The organism is Pseudomonas sp. LTGT-11-2Z (assembly GCF_003691445.1).
Classification (GTDB): domain Bacteria; phylum Pseudomonadota; class Gammaproteobacteria; order Pseudomonadales; family Pseudomonadaceae; genus Aquipseudomonas; species Aquipseudomonas monteilii.
Window position 1 is genome coordinate 3,813,998 of record NZ_CP033104.1, and the last position, 19,028, is coordinate 3,833,025.

The following is a 19,028-nucleotide window of genomic DNA, read 5'->3' on the forward strand; positions in this document are numbered from 1 at the left end:
TCAGGCGTGCGTTCTGGCGATATCGGGCCGCCACCCTCGGCCAGGCCAGCCGCGTGGTGCTTGATGCTGGCCAAGGATGGCAAGCATCATGGGCGTATACCCCTCACACCACGGATACCCCTATGACCGCTGCACACTACCCCCTCGTGGAGCCCGGCCGCTGCAAACGCTTGAAGGCGGCCAGCAGCCGGGACCATGACAGCGTCGATCAACTGGTGATGGCGGCACGCCCTTTCGAAAACCGCGAGCGCTATGGCCGTTTTCTGCAGGTACAACACCGCTTTCACGGCAGCCTGTTGACGTTGTACAACGATGCACAGCTCAACCAGCACCTGCCAGGGCTGGTTGGGCTGTCGCGCTTCGCTGCGGTCGAAACCGACCTGCGTGATCTCGGCCTGCCACTGCCAAGGCGCCCTCAACAAGTCTGCGTCGGCCCGGCCGAGGCCTTGGGCTGGCTATATTGCAGCGAAGGTTCGAATCTGGGGGCGGCGTTTCTGTTCAAGCAAACCCAGCGCCTCGGGCTCGATGGCGACCAAGGCGCCCACCACCTGGCGCCACACCCGGATGGCCGTGCGCTGCATTGGCGCGAGTTCGTTGCCCGGCTCGACGGCCTAGTGCTGGACGACCAGGACGAGGCCGCAGTGGTCGCTGGCGCGATTGCCGCGTTCGACAGTTACCGGGCGCACTTGCGAGAGGTGTTCGCAGAAGAATGACTGCGTGCATATCAACGGCTACGCCGCCGGGTGATCGGCCATCGAAGTTCTACAAGTTGTTGCTGCAGCGAACTTTTTCTTGATTGCGTGTCTATGAGGGAGGCACAGAAAGGTAGCGTAACGCGAGACACGCCGCGCCCCCACCTGCTGGCCAGATGGCTCAATTGTTATCAGAGGTTGGCTTCGCTCATGAAAATACATGTCGCAAGGTTGATGCTGCTCGGCCTGTTCTCGTTCGCGGCAATGGGTTCGGCATCGGCAACACAAATGAAAGCACCAGTGGCCCAGGCCCCCGCCGTTCAGTCACCGTTGCAGCCTGCCGGCAACCCTTGGTCGAAAGTGGCCTCCGTGGCCGTCGAACAGCCGGCCACGCTGTTGGCGCATGATGACGACCGCTGGCATGACCACAGAAGCGACTGGCGCCGTGAGCAGTGGCGGCGTGAGCAAGCTCGGCGGGACTGGGAGCGGCGGCGGGACTGGGAACGCCGCCGTGACTGGGAGCGCCGCCATGACTGGGAGCGCCGCCATGAGCGGGCGATGCACCAGCGTCACTATGACGACCACCGGTACTACCGCCGTTAAGGGCGCTGCGGCAGCACTTGCACTGCCTGCTCAGTGAGTCAGGTGGGGGTGTCCCCCACCGCCTCTGCCTCCATCTTCAACCGGTCAGCCTTGCAAATGTATTTGGGCTTGCGCGGTGCCAGCTTGGCACTGGCCTTTTTGGCATGCGCCTGCAATAGCTGCTTGATCTTCTTACGACGGTTCATAATCCACGGGGCCTGTCAGTACGTTTTAGCGGCCGCCATCATACCCGTGCGGCCTGCGCATTTCGCCACGTTGACGTTATTTTCACAGCCCACAGATTAGCGTCACACCCTTTATGGCCGCAGCAAACCTGCTGGCTACCAAGGTACGACGAGGCATACGTGTCACACACTACATCCCCCGCCGCGCGCAAGCGCGTGGACTGGGCCGGCCTGGGCTGGCTTTTGCTGTTCTTCTGGTACTTTTCCGGCGTAACCCAGGCGTTGCTGCTGTTCAGCGGAACGACCGGGTTTGCCGGTTTTCGTGATGCGTTCTTCCTCAGTAGCCTGTGGCTTGCCCCGGTGCTGCTGGTGCCGCGCTTCACCCGCGCCACTGCAGCGGTCATCGGCCTGGTGCTGTGGGGGGCTTCGCTGGTGGGTTTGAGCTACTTCGGCATCTATCGCCAGGAGTTCTCGCAAAGCGTCATCTTCGTGATGTTCGAGTCCAACACCGCCGAAGCCGGTGAGTACTTCAGCCAGTACTTCAGTGTATGGCTGGGTCTGGCGTTGCTGCTGTACACACTGGTGGCGGTGCTGCTGTGGAAGCGCGTACGCCCGGTCAGCCTGCCGCTGCGCAGTCGCCTGCCGGTGGTCGCCTTGTTGCTGGTGGCCAACCTTGTGTACCCGTTCTACAAGCAGATGGTCACCCAGGAGCGCAATTTCGCCGATGCTGCGGAGAAGGTGCAGCAGCGTATGGAACCCGCCGTGCCCTGGCAGTTGCTGGTCGGCTACCGGCAGTACCGCCAGCAACTGGACAACATGCAGGAACTGCTGGCCCAGAACGCCGCATTGCCGCCGCTGCAAAACCTGCGTGACAGCAGCGGAACAGCGCCCCGCACCCTGGTGCTGGTACTGGGCGAGTCCACCACCCGCGAGCACATGCACCTGTACGGCTATAACCGCGACACCACGCCCAACCTCGACGCGCTGGCCGCCAGCGACAAAGGCCTGACGGTGTTCCGCGATGTGGTATCGCCACGCCCGTACACCATCGAAGTGATGCAGCAGATCCTCACCTTCGGCGATGAGCAGAACCCGGACCGCTTCCTCACCGACCCGTCGCTGATCAACCTGATGAAACAGGCAGGCTACAAGACCTTCTGGATCACCAACCAGCAGACCATGACCAAGCGCAATACCATGCTCACCACCTTCTCGCAGCAGACGGACGCGCCGGTGTACCTGAACAACCAGCGCAACCAGAATGCCAGCCAGTACGATGACGTGGTGCTGGCGCCGTTCGAGAAGGCCCTGCAGGACCCTGCACCGAACAAGTTCATCATCGTGCACCTGCTGGGCACGCACATGGACTACCGCTACCGCTATCCGGACGACTACACGCACTTCACCGACAACCAGGGCGTGCCGAGCAAACTGACGCCGGACCAGGTCAAAACCTACAACTTCTACGACAATGCGGTGCGTTACAACGACTATGTGGTCTCGAGCCTGATCAAGCGCTACTCGGCCGGTAACCCCAATGGCTTCCTGGTGTACCTGTCGGACCACGGTGAGGACGTTTACAGCTCCGGCGACCACGACCGCCTCGGGCGCAACGAGGGCGCGCCGACCCGGCCGATGTACACCATTCCGTTCCTGCTGTGGACCTCGCCCAGCTGGCAGGCCGAGCACCCTCGTGACTTGCAGGCAATGGCCAACCGCCCCTACAGCAGCTCGCACCTGATTCATACCCTGTCAGACCTGGCCGGGCTGAGCTATGACCACTTCGAGCCGGCCAAGAGCCTGGTAAGCCCGCAGTTCGTGGCAACACAGCGCTGGATCGGCGACCCCTACCGCAAGGATGGCTTGCGCGAGTTCGACCACCTGCCGCTGGACAAGCCTGAGCGAGCACAGGAAACAGCCAGCAGCCAGCAGTAAGCCGGCACCTGCAAGCGTTTTCCGGTGCGATGCACGGTGTATTCCTGCTGGCAGGGCTGATCACCAGCGTGGCCTTCGCACTGCCCTGGCTGCTGCGCGAAGTGCCGCTGCGCCAGGCCACACAGGCATGAAGGCAGGATGCCAGCGCGCCGCCCGCATGGGACTTATACCGGTGCAGAGCAACTGCCGTTCCGGGCACTCCCCCGCACCGCCTCAGCCAGTTTGCGCAGGTTGGCCTGGTGCGCATTCACCAGGCTGGTGATGCTGTTGTCCGCGGCCGTCTGCACAGACGTGCGACAGGTCAGTTCAGCCTGCCCTGCCTGCTTCAGGCGCCAGACGGCCTCCAGCGAGGCATAGCGCCCCGGCACCGTATCGAAGCGCTGCACATCCACCCGCAGTGCCGCCTTGTTGCCAGCCGCCGGCCCGCCCAACTGGTCCTGCAAGGCGCTGCGAAATTCATCCACCAGGTTGGCGCCCCACCATTCCGTTTCCAGAATGGCCAGGCCGCTCTGGCCCTGGCGCACCACCAGTTGCGGGCGGTCCACCTGCGGCGGCACCACCACCCGGGTCACCTGGATATGCTGCCCGCTGTCGCGCACCGGCTCGCTCGCCACCAGCGTGTGGTAGTTGTTCGGCGTACTGCTGCAGCCCCCGAGCCACACCAGCAGGCTGGCCACACATACATTGCGTAGTCGTTGCATCGGCTGTCTCCTCAGGGTTCAAGCGCTTCGGCACCGGCCGCCTTCGGCCGCCCGCGAATCAGCGACTCGGGGTGCCGGCCCAGGTAATCGGCGAGGTCACGCAGCGAACGCGACATGCGCTCCAGCTCATCCAGTGTTTCGCCCATCCGCTCGCGCTGTGGCGAATCTTCGGAAATGGCCGAGTTGGCCGTGCGCAGGGTCTTGTGCACTTCATCGAGCGCCACCTTCACGTCCGGCAGCGTCTGGCCATTGAACTGTTTGAGGCTGGCGCGCAACGCTCGAAGGCTGCCGTCCAGGTTGCCGGCGATGCTTTCCAGCGGCAGCTTGGCAATGCGTTCGACCACCCGCTGCAGCTGCTCCTGCAACTGTTCCAGGCTACCCGGCAGTGTGGGGATGGTGATGGGATTGGCAGCCATGTCGAAGGCCACCTTGGGGGCATCCGGGTAGAAATCCAGGGAAATGAACATCTGCCCGGTGATCAGGTTACCGCTGCGGGCCTGGGCCCGCAGGCCATGTTCGACGAAGGTTCCGATCAACCGCCTGGCCCCATCCATATCGCCCTGGGCGTGCTTGAACACCGACAGCATCTTGCGGTGCACCGGCCCCAACCGTTGCGGGTAGATCACCGCATTGACCACCACCGGAAAAGTCTGGCGGGCGGCATCGTAGTCAAGCTGGACCGAGGTAACCCGGCCAAACTCCACGCCCTTGAACTCCACCGGCGCGCCCACCGAAAGGCCGCGCATGGCCTGGTCAAAGCGCAACTGCAAATACTGCGCCTGGCCATTGGGTGGTGCCAACGCGGTCTCGCGGTCGGCAAACAGCTGGAAGCGGGCCTGGTCGGCAGCAGCCTCGGCCTGGGGGGAAAAATCAGGCGAGCCGAAAGCCAGCCCACCCACTAGGATCGATGACAGCGATTCGGTATCCACCTTCAGGCCGTTGGCACCAATCTGCATGTCGATGCCGCTGGCGTTCCAGAAGCGGCTATCCGTGGTGACGAAGCTGTCATAGGGTGCCTGCACGAACACGCCAATCTCTACCCCCTTGCCATCTTCCTGCAGGGCAAACGACACCACCTCACCCACCGGAATCTTGCGGTAGTAGATCGATGAGCCGACGTCCAGCGAGCCAAGGTCGCTGGCAGTCAGGGTAAAACGCTTGCCCTTTTCGTCGAACGTGATCGGTGGCGGCAGTTCAAGGCCGACAAAAGCCTTTTCCGGCACTTTCGACTCGCCGGAGTCAGCCCCGATGAAACTGCCCGAAAGCAGCGTGTCCACCCCGGACACCCCACCCACGCCGATGCGCGGGCGCACCACCCAGAAGCGCGCACCCTGTGTGGCGAACGAGCGGGCATCGTCCGACAACTGCACCTTGGCCACTACGCTCTTCTTGTCGTCGGCCAGTTCCACCGTGGTCACTTCACCAATCACCACGCTGCGGTACTTCACCTGGGTCTTGTGCGCCACCAGCCCTTCCCCGGTGTGGAAGGAAATGGCAATGACCGGCCCTTGCTGCATCCAGTTGCGCACCACCAGCGAAGCGCCGATCAGGATGGCCAGTATCGGCACGATCCACACCAGCGATACGCTCCAGCGTCGGGTGCGCACGTCAACCTGCCCCGCCCCCTCGCGCTCGTCAGTCTGTTGCCCCATCAGTGCGGCCTCCCCTCGTTGGCATGGCTATCCCAGATCAGGCGTGGATCGAAGCTCATCGCAGAAAACATGGTCAGCACCACCACCATGCCGAAGAACAGGATGCCCACCCGTGGCTCGATGGTGCCCAGTCCGCGCAACTGCACCAGTGCCGCCACCAGCGCCACCACCATGACATCGAGCATCGACCAGTAGCCGATCAGCTCGACGAAGCGATACAGCTGCGAACGTTGCCGGCAAGCCCAGGTGGAACCACGCTGGGCGGTATACAGCAGCAGACCGAGGGAAAAGAACTTGATGGCAGGCACACCCACGCTGGCAATGAAGATGATCAGTGCGATGTCCCAGGCCCCCGCCTCCCAGAACTCCAGCACCCCACCGCCAATGGTGCTTTCACTGCCACTGCCGAGCATTTCGGTGTGCATCACAGGCAGCAGGTTCGCCGGGATGTAAAACACCAGCGCGGCCAGCAGAAACGCCCAGCCGCGGCTGATGGCATTGGCCTTGCGCCGATGGATGGCAGCACCACAGCGGTTGCACGTATGCGCGCCACTGCTCAGGTCACACGCCTGGCCGCAGCCATGGCACAGACACAGGCCGAGGTCGTCAGCGCTGGCCGGGGCAGTCATACCTGCTCCCACAAATCGCGGATGTCCTTGCCGGCGATATGAATGATCAGCATGCTCAGCGCGGCCAGGGCCAGCAAACCGATGCCCGGGATTACATCGAGCAACCCCGCCAGCTTGATCACCGCCACCATCGCCCCCAGCAGGCACACCTCCAGCATGCTCCAGGGCCGCAGGCTCTCTAGCCCGCGCATGCACAGGGCAAAGCCGGGGGCACGCTGACCGGCCAGGGCAAAGCTCAACACCCAGCACAACACGGCAATCTGCAGCACCGGCGCAACGATGATCGACAGCGCCATGACCAGGGCGATGAAGGTAATACTGCCGTGGCTGAGGATCTGCACCGAGTCCCACAACGTCGCCGAATGGGTAAGCCCCTGCATGCCGATGGTCATCACCGGGTAGGCATTGGCGAACACCAGCAGGATGCCACCGGTCACACTCAGGGCCAGCCGCTGTTGCACAGTCAGCGAGGTGTGCCGGTACAGCACGCCGCCACAGCGCTGACACAGGGCCCGCTGATTCTTTTGCAGCGCTGCACGGTGGTACACCGTGTCGCAGTACTCGCAAATGATCAAATCGTGGGACTGGGTCATGGCGACTCCACAGGTAGCCCGGCTTGAGAGTCATGTGCAATGGCGAACTCTGATATCCGGTGTAGACCATGCAGACGAAACCGCCATCTTTAGTCGATGACAGACTATCCTGTGAAACGGGCCTTTCGCCCGGTGGAGGTGTGCCATGCGTACGTTCACGTGGAGTTACCTGCTGGTGCTGCTGTGTGCGGCATCGGTCGCCCAGGCGCAGTCGGTAGTGCCGCTAAAGGGCCAGAGCAGCCAGCAGATGCAACTGGATATCAACGATTGCAATACCGTCGCTACCAATGCCGCGAACAGCACCGCGACATCCAGCGAAACCCATGTCGGCGGCCGGGTTCGTGGCGCGGCGGCGGGGGCCGCAGCCGGCGCAGTGGGCGCGCAAGTGCGCGGCAACCAGCATGAAGAGCTGTATGACCGGGCTAGTGACGATGCCAAGCAGCAATACCGGCAAAACCGCGCTGGCGAAGTGGCTGCCGCCGGTGCCGCAGTCGGTGGCATGCGTCAGCGTCAGGATCGGCGTCAGGACAGGCGCGGTCAGGACGAAGCAAAAACCCAGGCCCATGCCAGTGCCTACAGCGGCTGCCTGCAAGGCCGCGGCTATCAGGTCAATCCTTGACCACCCTGGCACGCCGTGCCGATGAATCCGGCGGCATGGCGTGCCGGCCTCAGAACTTCGCCAGCTCCTCCCGACAGAACTCCACGAACAACTGTGCAGGTTTGGTCAACTGCACCCGCTTCAACCACGCTGCCGCCAGCCCCGACAGTGCCACCGGTTCGGCGATGTCCAGCATGGCCAGGCGCTGGCCGTCGTAGGTGTATTCCGAATGCGGCCGTGTCACCAGCAGCGAAAAGCCAAAGCCCTGCCCGACCATGCCACGCACCATCTCGATCGACGGCGAGCTGAAAACGATGTTCGGTGTCAGCCCCAGTTCGTTGAACAGGCTGACGAAGTAGGTGCGGCTGGGGGCCACGTCAAGCAGGATCATCGGTTCCGGGCACAGGTCGCGTAGCGAGACCTGGGCCTGGCCGGCAAAACGGTGGTTTTCCGGCAGCAGCACATAGGGCTTTTGCGGCGGCATCAGCGGCTCGGCTTCGATGGTGCCGTCCAGGTCGTGATCGTAGAGAAATGCCAGGTCGAAGGTGCCGGCCGTCAGGCCCTGGATCAGGTCCTGCTGCTCGCCGTCACGCAGGCGAATGTCCACGCCCGGATAACGCTGACGAAAACCGGCAATCAGCCGCGGCAGGTACAACGGCGCCACGGTTTCGAAACAGCCGATGTCGATCTGCCCGGCCACGGTATCGTTGTCGGCCAAGGCGTTCTGCTCGAACTCATGGGCCATCTGCAGCAGCGACTTGGTCTTGGCATAGAAGCGCTTGCCACTGGGCGTCAGCGACACACCCTGGGCATGGTGACGGATGAACAGCTGCACACCGAAACTTTCCTCCAAGCTTTTGATGGCCGTGGAGATGGACGGCTGGGCGATGTACAGCTGGCGCGAAGCCTCGGCAACGCTGCCGGCCTCCACGGTGGTGACGAAATACTTCAGTTGTCGCAAGGTATAGGCAGCCACGGGTACCTCTTTGGCGCCCGTATGGGCACGCAGGGATCATGGCTGACACTTTAACCCTGGCCGCTGGCGGATGGGGGCTGGGTGATAAAGGATTTACCTATGGCTTGAGCAGGTTTTTTTGTGGGGGCCACCTGAAGCCCCCACCGGATCACTCGAAGTCTACATTCGCCATCACGCACTCATCCCCGACCTGTTTGTACCCTGGGGCACATGGCATCCCCACGATAGGGACCACGCCACGCTTGCGCCTGGAGAGTTTCACTTCAGACTCCACATGTTCCAGCGTCTGTTGTTCAGCGTTACCTGGCAATTCGGCCTTCGGTTCATCTTGCATGTACGTTACTCCTGGGTTGGGTGAACTTGCCAGATAGACTCTATCGTCCGCTCACCCGGTACCCCATCTGGAAACCCGGCCACTGGCCAATAATCTCTGAACGTCTTTACTGATACCCAACGGCCTCAGCGATACGGAGTGCGCCAATGAAGATCGTGGTTACCAGCATTCTCGTCGACGACCAGGCCAAGGCCCTGGCCTTCTATCACTATGTACTCGGTTTCGAGCCCAAGCATGACATCCCCATGGGCCGGCACCGCTGGCTGACCCTCACTTCACCCAACGACCCCAATGGCGTCGAGCTGTTGCTGGAGCCTGACGCGCACCCGGCGTCCAAGGTGTACAAGGCCGCGCTCAAGCAAGACGGCATTCCCGCCACTTCGTTCGGCGTGCGCGATATCCAGGCCGAATACACCCGGCTGTGCGCGGCGGGCGTGCAATTTACTCAGCCCCCCACCGCCATGGGCCCCGTCACAGTGGCGGTGTTCGATGACACCTGTGGCAACCTGATCCAGATTGCCCAGAAGCACTGACAATCCACCCTCACGCGCAACAACAAGGAAAACAGATGCGCCACGAATTCAGCGAAGTGCTCAACGACCTGGTCGATTACTTTCTGCTTGGCGATATCCAGCTGCTCGAACGCTTCAAACAGGAACATGAGCTGCCCGACGACCTTGCTTATGCATTCACCCATGACGACAGTGGCGACCAGGCCGTACGCGAAGGCATCGTGCTGCCGCTAGCCGGGGTCGACAACCTGCCTTATCGCATCCTCTTCACCCTCGATGGCTACACTCCGGCCCTGCGCGAACCCGGCAGCCGCCTGAAGCACCGGCGCAATGGCTACGTGCTGCGGGTCGAGCACGGTGCGCTGATGCTGTACACCTGGCGCATCTTGCAGCATTTCACGCCCAAGACCTTGGGCGACCTGATGGCTCGCTACCAGGTGCCTGGGCGGCCGATCATCGAGCTGGACAATGGCTGGTATGACGTTGAGGTGCTGGCGGGGGCACTGGTACGGGACGGTTTGTACGAGCCGGCGTTCGAGTTTGTTTTGAAGAAGCGCTGGAGTCGGGGTCAGACTGTTGAAGTGGACACCGGGTATGCCTTTGGGCTGCGAGGGTACTTCGACTGACCGGTTGCCTGTACGGGCCTCTTCGCGGGTAAACCCGCGAAGAGGCCCGTACAGGCAACCTCATTCGTCAGGTATGACTGATATCCCGGTCCTTGGTCTCCGGCATGAAGAAGATCCCCAGTACCGCCGTCATCACGGCGATCACGATTGGGTACCACAAGCCGTAATAGATATCCCCGGTCGCCGCCACCATGGCAAACGCAACCGTCGGCAGGAAGCCGCCGAACCAGCCGTTGCCGATGTGGTAAGGCAGCGACATCGAGGTGTAGCGAATACGCGCTGGGAACAGTTCCACCAGCCAGGCGGCAATCGGGCCGTAGACCATGGTCACGTAGATCACCAGGAGGGTCAGTAGCAACAGCACCATCGGGTAGTGGATCTTCGCCGGGTCAGCCTTTTCCGGGTAGCCCGCCTCTTTCAATGCACCACTCACGGTTGCAGTAAACGCCTCGCTCTGCACCTTGAAGTCCGCTGCGGCCATGCTACTGCCTTCAAAGCTCGGCAATACCCGCTCACCAATACGGATCTGCGCCACGCTGCCAGGCTCGGCCGCTTCGTTGGTATAGGGAATGGCGCGCTTGGCCAGCAGGCTCTTGGCGATGTCGCAGGAACTGGTGAATCTGGCCTTGCCCACCGGGTCGAACTGGAACGCGCACTGGCCAGGGTCAGCCACCACCACCACCGGGTTCTGCTCCTGGGCAACGAACACGTCCGGGTTACCGTACTCGGTCAGCGCCTTGAAAATCGGGAAATAAGTCAGCGCAGCGATAATGCAGCCGGCCATGATGATCTTCTTGCGGCCAATGCGGTCAGACAAGCTACCGAAAAAGATGAAGAACGGCGTGCCGATCAGCAGCGAGCCGGCAATCAGCAGGTTGGCCGTCTGTGGCTCGATCTTGAGCATCTGCAACAGGAAGAACAGCGCATAGAATTGCCCGGTGTACCACACCACGGCCTGACCAGCAGTGCCGCCCAGCAACGCCATGATCACCACCTTCAGGTTGTCCCAACGGGCGAACGACTCCGTCAGGGGTGCTTTGGAGGCTTTGCCTTCGGCCTTCATCTTCATGAACACCGGTGACTCGTTGAGCTGCATGCGGATGTACACCGAAATCGCCAGCAGCAGGATCGACAGCAGGAACGGCACCCGCCAGCCCCAGGCCTCGAACGCCTCGTTCCCCATGGCCGTGCGGCACGCCATGATCACTAACAGCGACAGAAACAGCCCCAAGGTGGCTGTGGTCTGGATCCAGGCGGTGAAAAATCCGCGCCGCCCCTTCGGTGCATGTTCGGCCACGTAGGTGGCCGCGCCGCCGTACTCGCCCCCCAGTGCCAGGCCCTGCAGCAGGCGCAGGGTGATCAGGATGATCGGCGCGGCCACACCGATCGAGGCGTAGCCAGGTAGCAAGCCGACGATGGCGGTGGACAGGCCCATGATCACGATGGTAATGAGGAAAGTGTACTTACGCCCGATCATGTCGCCCAGGCGGCCGAATACGATGGCACCGAATGGCCGCACGGCGAACCCGGCGGCAAAGGCGAGTAAGGCGAAGATGAACGAGGTGGTTTCATTGACCCCGGCAAAGAAGTGCTTGGCGATGATCGCCGCCAGGGAACCGTACAGGTAGAAGTCGTACCATTCGAACACCGTGCCCAGGGAAGAGGCGAAGATGACCTTGCGCTCCTCCCGGGTGATACCGCGTTGGGGCGCGCTACTGCCCGTGGATGCGCTGTCGAGAACCGCCATGGGTTGCCTCCGTCATGTCATCATGCAGGCCGGAGCACCTCACAACCACTTCACCGTCGCACCCAGGCCTTGGGGCTTGCTTTGGTTGCGCGAAGCACGACGAGGCGAGCCGCCTCGGATCGCAGCAAGGTAACTGAAGCATAATCGGGTTTGCCTGGATATCCACCCGGCTGACCGCACTCCAGAGGGCAGCATGAACGACACGGCTACACCGGGCTGGCTAGGCGATATCTGGTTGGCGGACGATCACTGCCTGCTGCTGTCTACACTCGGCAGGACCGACCGTCACGTGCACTACGCGCATCAGGTGCTTGTCGGCCTCGGCGCCGATGTCGAGGTGCGTGTGGGCGAGCAGCTCTGCAGCACGGCATTGGCCAGCAGGGGCAATAGCCACAACGGTTGGGCTGCCAATGACAGTGCGGCGGCAATGAAACCGAAGAAGAACAGTGGGGCATACAGGGCGCGCATGGGCGACTCCAGTTAGTCAGGAGCCGCCAGTGTTGGGCCTGAGGCCAGGTGGGCGCTTGAAAGAACGGCGCATGCTTAGCGGCGTTTACACAGAACCTGCACGACCGCTGCCAGCGCCACCTCAGCCTGTTCCCGATGCGGTACATGCCCGCACCCTTGCAGCAACTGCATCGCCGCCGGCCCACCCGCCACACAACCCAGCGAATCATCCAGCAGGACAATGGGCGCCCCCTGCACCTGCAGGGGTACCCACGCCTGGGCGAACAGCTTGCCTTGCGCGGTGTCGATCCAATGCTCACGGCTGTGCAGCTCGCTCATACCGCCTCTGCTACCGGCCCCTTCAACTCGACCTGGTTGCCATCCGGGTCGTAGCAATACAGGGACAGCCCCTCGCCCTCGGCACCATAACGTCTCTCGGCAGGTTCAACCTTGACCCCGGCGGCTTCCAGGTAGGCCGTCAATGCCGCCTCGTCGAACGGCTCGATACGCAGGCAGAAATGGTGCAGGTTGCGCCCCCCCACCCCCGGTGCCGCCCCGCCTGGCTGGCCCAGCGGGCCGTCCAGGGTCACCAGGTCGATCATCGCCGTGCCCGTGGCCAAGTGCACCATGCCCAGGTCGTCGCGTACGCGGCTGACAGTGCAGCCCAGCAGCTCTGTGTAGAAGGCAACACTGCGCGGCAGGTCGCTGACCCGCAGAACAAGATGGTCTATGTGCTTGATAGCGAACGGTCGCATGCCGGGCTCCTTGTGCCGTGTGTGCGAATACGTTCGCCACCATAGCCCAGCTTCGCCCGGCGTGACCAGAATCAGCTACTCGTTCACCAACCGTTGCAGCACGCGCCCTTCATGCCGCGTAAGGATACGCAACAGTTGGTCGACCAGCGCCCGGTCCGGGGTATCCAGGTGGAAGTGGTGCCCGCCCGGGTGCCACGAAATCTTCGCCTGACCAGGCAAGGCAGCCTCGCGCCGGGCAAAGGCTTCGCCGGTGAATGCCCCCTGGCGACCAAACAGCAGGTACAACGGGCAGCTGATCTGGTTGAGCAGTTCGCAGGCTTCGCGCTCGGTCAGTGGCATGGGTTCGGGCAGCACCAGCCGCGGGTCGTGGCGCCAGCAATAGCCATCGCCCAGTTGCAACAGGTCGCGCAGCGCCAGCAGCCGTGCAGCACCTTCCGACAGCTCGGTGTCCAGGCGTTCGCGGCGTTGCGTCAAGGCGGTGTCCAGGTCGTCGAAGCGGCCGGGGTCTGGCTCGGCAAATCCCGGTAGCTGGCTGCGCTGCACCATACGCTTGAGCCGGTAGGCCCGCGCCAGGTGCTGCACGCGGTCATCCTCGGCCACCGTGAACGGTGCCCCCATGCCGTCGAGGAAGGTCATGCTGGCAATGCCACTGGTCATGGCAGCCAGCAGCGATGCCACCCCGGTGCCCATGCCGTGGGCCAGCACATGGAACTGCGCCAGCCCCAGACTATCGGTCACCGCCAGCATGTCTTCGGCGTGCTCCCACAGGTAATAGCCACTGTCGTGGCGGCGATGGTCAGAGCGGCCATGGCCGACCAGGTCGGGGGCCACCACGAAACAACCGTCCAGCATCGGTGCCAGGCGTTCGAACGAGGCAGCGTTGTCCAGCCAGCCATGCAAGGCCAATACGGGAATACCGTCTTCGGCGCCCCAGGTGCGGACCGCTATTTCAATACCATTGAGGTCTAGCAGGTGATCTTTCGGACTGCACAGCGAACGCATTGCAATTCTCCTTGGCTGAAGCCTGCGCCATGGCCTGCCTCACCCTCTCGCAGATCGCCCCCTGCTGCTGGCCCCTCACCGACCCACGCATGCGCAAGACCGACCGTTACCGACAACTATCTACCGCACCACGGCGCCTTGAAGAGCGTGGACTATCCCCTCTACGCAAGAGGTCATGACCATGACAAACCCCACGCCGCTACATCAAAGCCAGATAACCCGCGCATTGCCGAAATGGAGCAAGGCGCTTCACCCCGCACACACGCAAAAAGTGGTGCAAAGCCTGCGCAGGGACTATCTGGCTGAAGATGGCACCCCTTACACATGGTACGCCACTGCCGATGCGCCCGCGCGCGAGCAGTTGCGCAACGCCATCAAAGTGCGAAACAAATGCCTGGCGCAACTCAAGACAGCGCTTGCGGGCTTCAAAGACATCATCACCTTCAGCACCCCTCTGCTGACCGAGCGGTTGAAAGTGAATGTGCCCGTAGACAGAGCGCAGTATGTCTTCCAGCCCTTTGAAGCCGATGCCGATATCTGGACCGGCGTTCCCGACCTGGAAGTGCCTTTGTTCCCTGACCGGAAGGTGGATGTGCTGGCCACCCGCCCCGTGGGCGAGCCGCAAGCACGCAGCTTGCTGGAGGCGGCTCTGCACAACTTCGAGGGCCTGGATGAAGTAGGCGCCTACAGCAGGCTCACCCGTGCAGCAGGCAGCGAGACACCCTTGCCAGGCCTGACGATGGCGGACTTCGTCAAGCATTGTCGGGCGCTGGACCTTGGCCAGCGCTATCAAGACCATCTGCATGCAACCCACGAGGGCGACAACCGCGCTGAAATCCAGCGCCTGTCGATTCAAGCCAGCCGTGAAGCTTTGAGGGTGCAGGCACTGATCGCAACGCTCAAAGGCCTGTTGAGCGACCGCGCAGGCAATGCGCTCATTCAGTTATGCGATGGCAAGCCCCACCCCACCTACGATAAGCAGCCGTTGCACTGCTGGAACTTCAGCCTGTTCGGTATCCCCATCCACGAAATCCTGTTCATCGGGCCCGACGAGCCTGGCCAGATAAACCCGTGCATTGTTTACATACCTGAAGACAACGAGCACCCGGTCAGGGAATTTGCCTCACGCCAGGCAGCAGGCAAGCACCTGCGCAGCCGCTTGCTGCAAAGCACATTCCGTCGTGCCTTGGTCCATTTCGCCTACAAGGACAGGCAACAGGAGCTGGCCGACAAGCTGGAGAACGCGCTGTTCGAGAAGGACGATGCAGGCATACGCAGACCCCGACACAAGCCTGTACTCCCTTTCACCCCCTCGCCCATCCGCACTGATCCCTGGGCCACCTTGTACAACGCGCACCTTGCGCGCATGAAGGCCGACGCGAAAACCATTGCTGTCCCCACTGCCGACGTAGACGCCAAGGCCCGCAACCAGCGCCTGAAGCACTGGTTCGACATGGGCATGAATGTGCTCAACGTGGCTGCGTTCTTCGTGCCCGGGCTGAACACGGTCATGCTTGGCGTTTTCGCCTACGACCTGATGAGTTCTGTGTTCACCGGGTTCGAGGCCTGGGAAGAAGGCGATAGCCAGCAAGCGCTGGTGCAACTGGAATCACTGGCCATCAATGCGGCGGTCATCGCCGGTTTTGCGGTAGGCGCCAAGATCGTTCAGGCATCAGGCTTCGTCGATGCACTGACGAGTGTGTGGCACGAAGATCAGGAAGTGCTCTGGTACCCCGACATGAAGCCGTATGCAAGCCCAGCGGCTATCCCTGAGGAAACTCAACCCGATTCGCTCGGCCATGTGCACCTCGATGGGAAGACCTACCTGAAGCTGGATGGGACGCTATACGAAGTGTTTCAGGACGCTGAGCAACAATGGCGCGTGCGCCACCCCGATGATGCGCAGGCCTATGCGCCGCGCTTGTTGCATCATGGTGACGCTCGCTGGCAACTCGACCATGAACAACCGCTGGAATGGGACCACCAGCAACTCATGAGCCGCCTGGGCAACTACACCACTGGCCTGGACGAAAGCGAGCTGGACTACGCCATGCGCAGTACCGGTACCGATGAAAGTGTATTACGCCGTAAACAGGCAACAGGCTCACGCCCACCCGCCCTGTTGATCGACACCTTGCAACGCCTGCAACTCGACAACGAGGCTCAACAGATCATTGATCGCGTACGCCATGGGCTGCCGCTGGCAGCGTACAAGAACTTTGCCTTACCTGAACTGCTGCGCCTGCCGGGGTGGCCTGAGGGGACTGTACTCAAGGTTTACAAAGGGCCAGAACCCTGGGGCGAGTCTGTGCGCTACGGCCCACCCCATTCGACGGGACAGGTAGAAATCGAAGTCACCCGCACCGATCTGGACAATGGTCAACTGAGCCAGACCGTGTTGGCTCAAATGGAGGAAGAGGCCGCGCTGCAACTGGTGGGTGACACGCCACCCGAGCAGCGACCTTCTGCCTTGAACAACACGCTCGCGACACACCTGGAAGCACATCGCGAGGCGTTGTTCAGCAGCCTGCAACAAAGCCGCCGCTCCGTCCTTCCCCCAGCCGCCCAACCCCTCGCCCGGCAGTTTCCCGGCCTGCCGGACAGTGCGCTTGAAGCGTTACTGGCCAACATCAGCAACGCCGAACGGCTAAGCCTGACCAACGGACGGGTGCCGCTTCGCATTGCCGAAGAAGCCCGTCGCCTGCAAGCCCGTGCACGGCTAGACCGCGCCATCCTCGGCATGTTCAGGCGCAGCCTGGCTAACGATGACAGCCAACGCCTGAAACAGGCCCTGCAAGCCGAGCACCCACAGGCAGACTCGGCTCAGTTACTGCAACTTGCCCTTGCCGATCGCCAGCATTGCGCCTCACTACTTGGCCAACAGCCCATCAAGCCGAGCTTGCGCTCACCCTTGCGCATGGCCAACGGCCAACTTGGCTACCCTTTGAGTGGTCGGGGCCTGCCAGCCGCGCGCCGCCTCCAGGCACTCTACCCCGAACTCAGCAGCCAGCAAATCAGTGCGCTGCAAGCTGATCTTGCCCAAGGGGGCGACCTGGGTATCGCCATCAGTCGGCTGGAAGCAGAACAGCGTACCCTCAGCCGTGACCTCAACCGCTGGGCCAACGCTTCAGCTTCGCTGGAAGAGCGCTTTGATCGCCAACAGTGCGCCGAGCGGCTGATGAGTGCTGCCCGGCGTGAAGGCGGCGCGCAACGCGAGGCACTCGTGCTGGACCGCATGCAGTTGCAAGCGCTGCCAACGTTCACTGCTCGCATGCCGCATATCCGGCAACTCACGCTTGATGGGCTGCAACTGCAGCGCCTGGACAGCGGCTTGCTGTCAAACTTCCCCAACCTGGAAAACCTGGAAATCATTGGCAACCCCGACATTGACGCCGAAACACTGTTCGAGGCGCTCAAGTCTGCGCCACGGCTACGCGAGCTGGGCCTGACAAGCAATGGCTTGACTGCCCTTACAGCCACTGCCCAACAAGCCATCGAAGCAATGCCCGGCCTGAGAATACTCGGCCTCAGCCGCAATCGCCTGCAACTCGATGCCGCCAGCTTGAGTTTCCTTGCGCGCTTGCCACTGGATGCACTGGGCCTGGGCAATAATCAGATCACACTCGATGACACCCTGGCAGCCCGTTTTCAGGACATGATTCACCCCATGGTATTGCACATGCCTGGCAACCCATTGCAGCTGCCGCCTGACCTGCGCTTCATGGCCCGCCTCAGCCACCTGGACCTCGAACGTTGCGAACTGCAGCAATGGCCCGACAGCTTGACCACCCTCATGAGTCAGCCCCAGTACCAACTGCGCTATCTCAACCTCTCCTCCAACCGCATTCGCACGCTGCCAGACCTGCCAGGGGTGCTGCGTACCCCCTTCGCCCGTGACGTCGCCGCGCGCCTGCCTGAGCGCCGCTGGCTGTTCAACTACAACACCCTGGAAGCCCAGACACGTGCGCGCCTGGGCAGCAGTGGCGTCAACGTATTCGAGCACGCAGAGGACGTACCACAGTGGCAAGGCATTTTCCGTGGTGAGGCGAGCAATGCGGAGGAGCAACTGTGGAGCGATCTGTTCGACCAAGGTGAGAATGCGGCACTGCTAGGGGTCCTGGGACGTCTCGCCCAGTCGGCGGAAGCGCGGCGTGATACCGTAGCCCTGAGGAAACGTGTCTGGGACTTGCTGGAGAAGGCTGCTCAAGACACCGAGCTACGTGAACGCCTGGCCACCGTGGCTGGCGACTTCCCCCCAACCTGTGGCGACGCAGGCGCCGACGCTTTCAGCGCATTGGAAATAGAGGTACTGGCCCACGAAGCCGCAGGCCGTGCCGGTAGCCAACCCATCGATCTGCTGAGGCTGTATCGCAAGCTGTATCGACGCGACCAGGTCAATCAACTGGCCGACCGTATCAGCTGGAAAAGGTCCTTGCGCAAACAGGCGCTGCTCGATGGCGTCTTCGATGAAGATCTTCCCGCTTACGATGTGCTCGACGAACCCTCTGCGTTTCCGGACATCGACCTGGAAACGGGGCTGGTGGACGATATCGAGGTGCGCCTGGCGTTGCGCCAGTCTCTGGCCACCGCGCTGGACTATCCTGAGCCAAGCCGAGGCATGTTGTACCGCGACACAGCCAGGATCAACCAGACCATCATCGACCGGGTGAAAGCTGCGGTCCTGGCGCTGGATAAGGATGCCAGTGCTCGGGAACAATGGTTGAACCAGCAGCCGGGTTGGGTTGGGTACCTGAAACGTGAGCATGCCGCACAGTTCGGCCTGATCACCGATTTTTGGCGGCCGGGCCTGGACTACCTGTACTACTGCCTGGATGAAACCGCCGACCCAGTCACCACCCTGGACAGTTCTGTTCTACGAGCGCTGGCCGGCGTCATGCCTGAAAGCCCATTGAATGCTCAAGGAATACTGCGTCGCGTCCCGATCAACGAGCAGCAGTACCGCCAGGGGGTGGACGTGCTGACTGCCGAGCAGCAGCAGGTTGAAACCGGCCTGCTGACCAGCCTCACTCGCCAGGCGCAAACCCTCGGCGGCTAAACGGCT

19 protein-coding genes are annotated in these 19,028 nt (G+C 62.2%); 8 read left to right on the forward strand and 11 right to left on the reverse strand.

All coding sequences use genetic code 11. The features are described 5' to 3' along the window. The first annotated feature begins 122 nt into the window (after positions 1–122). Positions 123–713: a biliverdin-producing heme oxygenase gene (locus D8767_RS17730; protein WP_016714613.1), complete on the forward strand. Its 591-nt coding sequence runs from the start codon at positions 123–125 to the stop codon at positions 711–713. A gap of 213 nt (positions 714–926) precedes the next feature. Next, on the forward strand, positions 927–1,295 hold the full coding sequence (locus D8767_RS17735; RefSeq protein ID WP_016714614.1) for a hypothetical protein: 369 nt from the start codon (positions 927–929) through the stop codon (positions 1,293–1,295). Between the two features lie 38 nt (positions 1,296–1,333). Here the strand turns inward: D8767_RS17735 and D8767_RS17740 are convergent, their stop codons facing one another. Continuing rightward, positions 1,334–1,480, reverse strand: coding sequence for a DUF2986 domain-containing protein (locus D8767_RS17740; RefSeq protein WP_016714615.1), 147 nt, complete (start codon positions 1,478–1,480; stop codon positions 1,334–1,336). 159 nt (positions 1,481–1,639) lie between these two features. On the opposite strand from D8767_RS17740, the gene D8767_RS17745 reads away from it, so the two are divergent. Further along, on the forward strand, positions 1,640–3,394 hold the full coding sequence (locus D8767_RS17745; RefSeq protein WP_080578126.1) for a phosphoethanolamine transferase CptA: 1,755 nt from the start codon (positions 1,640–1,642) through the stop codon (positions 3,392–3,394). A 164-nt stretch (positions 3,395–3,558) separates the two neighbouring features. Here the strand turns inward: D8767_RS17745 and D8767_RS17750 are convergent, their stop codons facing one another. Genes D8767_RS17750 through D8767_RS17765 form a run of 4 tightly spaced genes read right to left on the reverse strand, consistent with a single transcriptional unit; the run spans position 3,559 to position 6,969 of the window. Beyond that, a complete protein-coding gene (locus tag D8767_RS17750; RefSeq protein ID WP_016714618.1) occupies positions 3,559–4,095 on the reverse strand; it encodes a membrane integrity-associated transporter subunit PqiC in 537 nt (178 codons plus the stop codon). Positions 4,096–4,106: 11 nt separating this feature from the next. Next, positions 4,107–5,747 carry an intermembrane transport protein PqiB gene (locus D8767_RS17755; protein WP_016714619.1) on the reverse strand — a complete coding sequence of 547 codons (1,641 nt, stop codon included), beginning with the start codon at positions 5,745–5,747 and terminating at the stop codon, positions 4,107–4,109. Beyond that, positions 5,747–6,376: a paraquat-inducible protein A gene (locus D8767_RS17760; RefSeq protein ID WP_016714620.1), complete on the reverse strand. Its 630-nt coding sequence runs from the start codon at positions 6,374–6,376 to the stop codon at positions 5,747–5,749. Before D8767_RS17760 ends, D8767_RS17755 begins: the two co-directional genes overlap by 1 nt. Further along, positions 6,373–6,969, reverse strand: coding sequence for a paraquat-inducible protein A (locus D8767_RS17765; RefSeq protein WP_016714621.1), 597 nt, complete (start codon positions 6,967–6,969; stop codon positions 6,373–6,375). The genes D8767_RS17760 and D8767_RS17765 overlap by 4 nt, the downstream gene beginning before the upstream one ends. A 145-nt stretch (positions 6,970–7,114) precedes the next feature. Between D8767_RS17765 and D8767_RS17770 the strand changes: the two genes are divergently transcribed. Beyond that, on the forward strand, positions 7,115–7,588 hold the full coding sequence (locus tag D8767_RS17770; protein WP_016714622.1) for a YMGG-like glycine zipper-containing protein: 474 nt from the start codon (positions 7,115–7,117) through the stop codon (positions 7,586–7,588). 49 nt (positions 7,589–7,637) lie between these two features. On the opposite strand, the gene D8767_RS17775 is transcribed toward D8767_RS17770, so the two are convergent. Both D8767_RS17775 and D8767_RS17780 read right to left on the reverse strand, forming a co-directional pair. After that, on the reverse strand, positions 7,638–8,543 hold the full coding sequence (locus tag D8767_RS17775; protein ID WP_016714623.1) for a LysR family transcriptional regulator: 906 nt from the start codon (positions 8,541–8,543) through the stop codon (positions 7,638–7,640). Between the two features lie 148 nt (positions 8,544–8,691). Next, positions 8,692–8,877: a hypothetical protein gene (locus D8767_RS17780; protein ID WP_016714624.1), complete on the reverse strand. Its 186-nt coding sequence runs from the start codon at positions 8,875–8,877 to the stop codon at positions 8,692–8,694. Positions 8,878–9,023: 146 nt separating this feature from the next. Here D8767_RS17780 and D8767_RS17785 point away from each other — a divergent pair, with 146 nt between their 5' ends. Both D8767_RS17785 and D8767_RS17790 read left to right on the forward strand, forming a co-directional pair. Next, a complete protein-coding gene (locus D8767_RS17785) occupies positions 9,024–9,410 on the forward strand; it encodes a VOC family protein (protein WP_016714625.1) in 387 nt (128 codons plus the stop codon). A 35-nt stretch (positions 9,411–9,445) separates the two neighbouring features. Beyond that, entirely contained in the window at positions 9,446–10,015 is a 570-nt protein-coding gene (locus D8767_RS17790; RefSeq protein WP_016714626.1) for a hypothetical protein, read from the forward strand. Between the two features lie 67 nt (positions 10,016–10,082). Here D8767_RS17790 and D8767_RS17795 read toward each other — a convergent pair whose 3' ends face one another. Further along, the gene (locus tag D8767_RS17795; protein ID WP_016714627.1) at positions 10,083–11,762 is read right to left on the reverse strand and encodes an MFS transporter; all 1,680 of its coding nucleotides are present in this window, start codon (positions 11,760–11,762) and stop codon (positions 10,083–10,085) included. 193 nt (positions 11,763–11,955) lie between these two features. Between D8767_RS17795 and D8767_RS29285 the strand changes: the two genes are divergently transcribed. Then, positions 11,956–12,246, forward strand: coding sequence for a hypothetical protein (locus D8767_RS29285; protein WP_016714628.1), 291 nt, complete (start codon positions 11,956–11,958; stop codon positions 12,244–12,246). A gap of 59 nt (positions 12,247–12,305) precedes the next feature. Here D8767_RS29285 and D8767_RS29290 read toward each other — a convergent pair whose 3' ends face one another. From D8767_RS29290 to D8767_RS17820, 3 genes are all read right to left on the reverse strand, one after another. Next, on the reverse strand, positions 12,306–12,548 hold the full coding sequence (locus D8767_RS29290) for a hypothetical protein (protein ID WP_016714629.1): 243 nt from the start codon (positions 12,546–12,548) through the stop codon (positions 12,306–12,308). Continuing rightward, complete coding sequence (locus D8767_RS17815; RefSeq protein WP_016714630.1) at positions 12,545–12,964, reverse strand: VOC family protein; 420 nt, start codon at positions 12,962–12,964, stop codon at positions 12,545–12,547. Before D8767_RS17815 ends, D8767_RS29290 begins: the two co-directional genes overlap by 4 nt. A gap of 75 nt (positions 12,965–13,039) precedes the next feature. Then, positions 13,040–13,966, reverse strand: a complete 927-nt coding sequence (locus D8767_RS17820) for an alpha/beta fold hydrolase (RefSeq protein ID WP_016714631.1) — start codon at positions 13,964–13,966, stop codon at positions 13,040–13,042. A gap of 181 nt (positions 13,967–14,147) precedes the next feature. Between D8767_RS17820 and D8767_RS17825 the strand changes: the two genes are divergently transcribed. Further along, positions 14,148–19,022: an NEL-type E3 ubiquitin ligase domain-containing protein gene (locus tag D8767_RS17825; protein ID WP_233456887.1), complete on the forward strand. Its 4,875-nt coding sequence runs from the start codon at positions 14,148–14,150 to the stop codon at positions 19,020–19,022. Positions 19,023–19,028 lie beyond the last annotated feature (6 nt).

Bases quoted from the DNA above. Each gene is read 5' to 3' on its own strand.
- D8767_RS17730 (WP_016714613.1), top strand. From the start codon at position 123: ATGACCGCTGCACACTACCCCCTCGTGGAGCCCGGCCGCTGCAAACGC.
- D8767_RS17735 (WP_016714614.1), top strand. From the start codon at position 927: ATGCTGCTCGGCCTGTTCTCGTTCGCGGCAATGGGTTCGGCATCGGCA.
- D8767_RS17740 (WP_016714615.1), bottom strand. From the start codon at position 1,480: ATGAACCGTCGTAAGAAGATCAAGCAGCTATTGCAGGCGCATGCCAAA.
- D8767_RS17750 (WP_016714618.1), bottom strand. From the start codon at position 4,095: ATGCAACGACTACGCAATGTATGTGTGGCCAGCCTGCTGGTGTGGCTC.
- D8767_RS17755 (WP_016714619.1), bottom strand. From the start codon at position 5,747: ATGGGGCAACAGACTGACGAGCGCGAGGGGGCGGGGCAGGTTGACGTG.
- D8767_RS17760 (WP_016714620.1), bottom strand. From the start codon at position 6,376: ATGACTGCCCCGGCCAGCGCTGACGACCTCGGCCTGTGTCTGTGCCAT.
- D8767_RS17765 (WP_016714621.1), bottom strand. From the start codon at position 6,969: ATGACCCAGTCCCACGATTTGATCATTTGCGAGTACTGCGACACGGTG.
- D8767_RS17770 (WP_016714622.1), top strand. From the start codon at position 7,115: ATGCGTACGTTCACGTGGAGTTACCTGCTGGTGCTGCTGTGTGCGGCA.
- D8767_RS17780 (WP_016714624.1), bottom strand. From the start codon at position 8,877: ATGCAAGATGAACCGAAGGCCGAATTGCCAGGTAACGCTGAACAACAG.
- D8767_RS17785 (WP_016714625.1), top strand. From the start codon at position 9,024: ATGAAGATCGTGGTTACCAGCATTCTCGTCGACGACCAGGCCAAGGCC.
- D8767_RS17790 (WP_016714626.1), top strand. From the start codon at position 9,446: ATGCGCCACGAATTCAGCGAAGTGCTCAACGACCTGGTCGATTACTTT.
- D8767_RS17795 (WP_016714627.1), bottom strand. From the start codon at position 11,762: ATGGCGGTTCTCGACAGCGCATCCACGGGCAGTAGCGCGCCCCAACGC.
- D8767_RS29285 (WP_016714628.1), top strand. From the start codon at position 11,956: ATGAACGACACGGCTACACCGGGCTGGCTAGGCGATATCTGGTTGGCG.
- D8767_RS29290 (WP_016714629.1), bottom strand. From the start codon at position 12,548: ATGAGCGAGCTGCACAGCCGTGAGCATTGGATCGACACCGCGCAAGGC.
- D8767_RS17815 (WP_016714630.1), bottom strand. From the start codon at position 12,964: ATGCGACCGTTCGCTATCAAGCACATAGACCATCTTGTTCTGCGGGTC.
- D8767_RS17820 (WP_016714631.1), bottom strand. From the start codon at position 13,966: ATGCGTTCGCTGTGCAGTCCGAAAGATCACCTGCTAGACCTCAATGGT.
- D8767_RS17825 (WP_233456887.1), top strand. From the start codon at position 14,148: ATGACAAACCCCACGCCGCTACATCAAAGCCAGATAACCCGCGCATTG.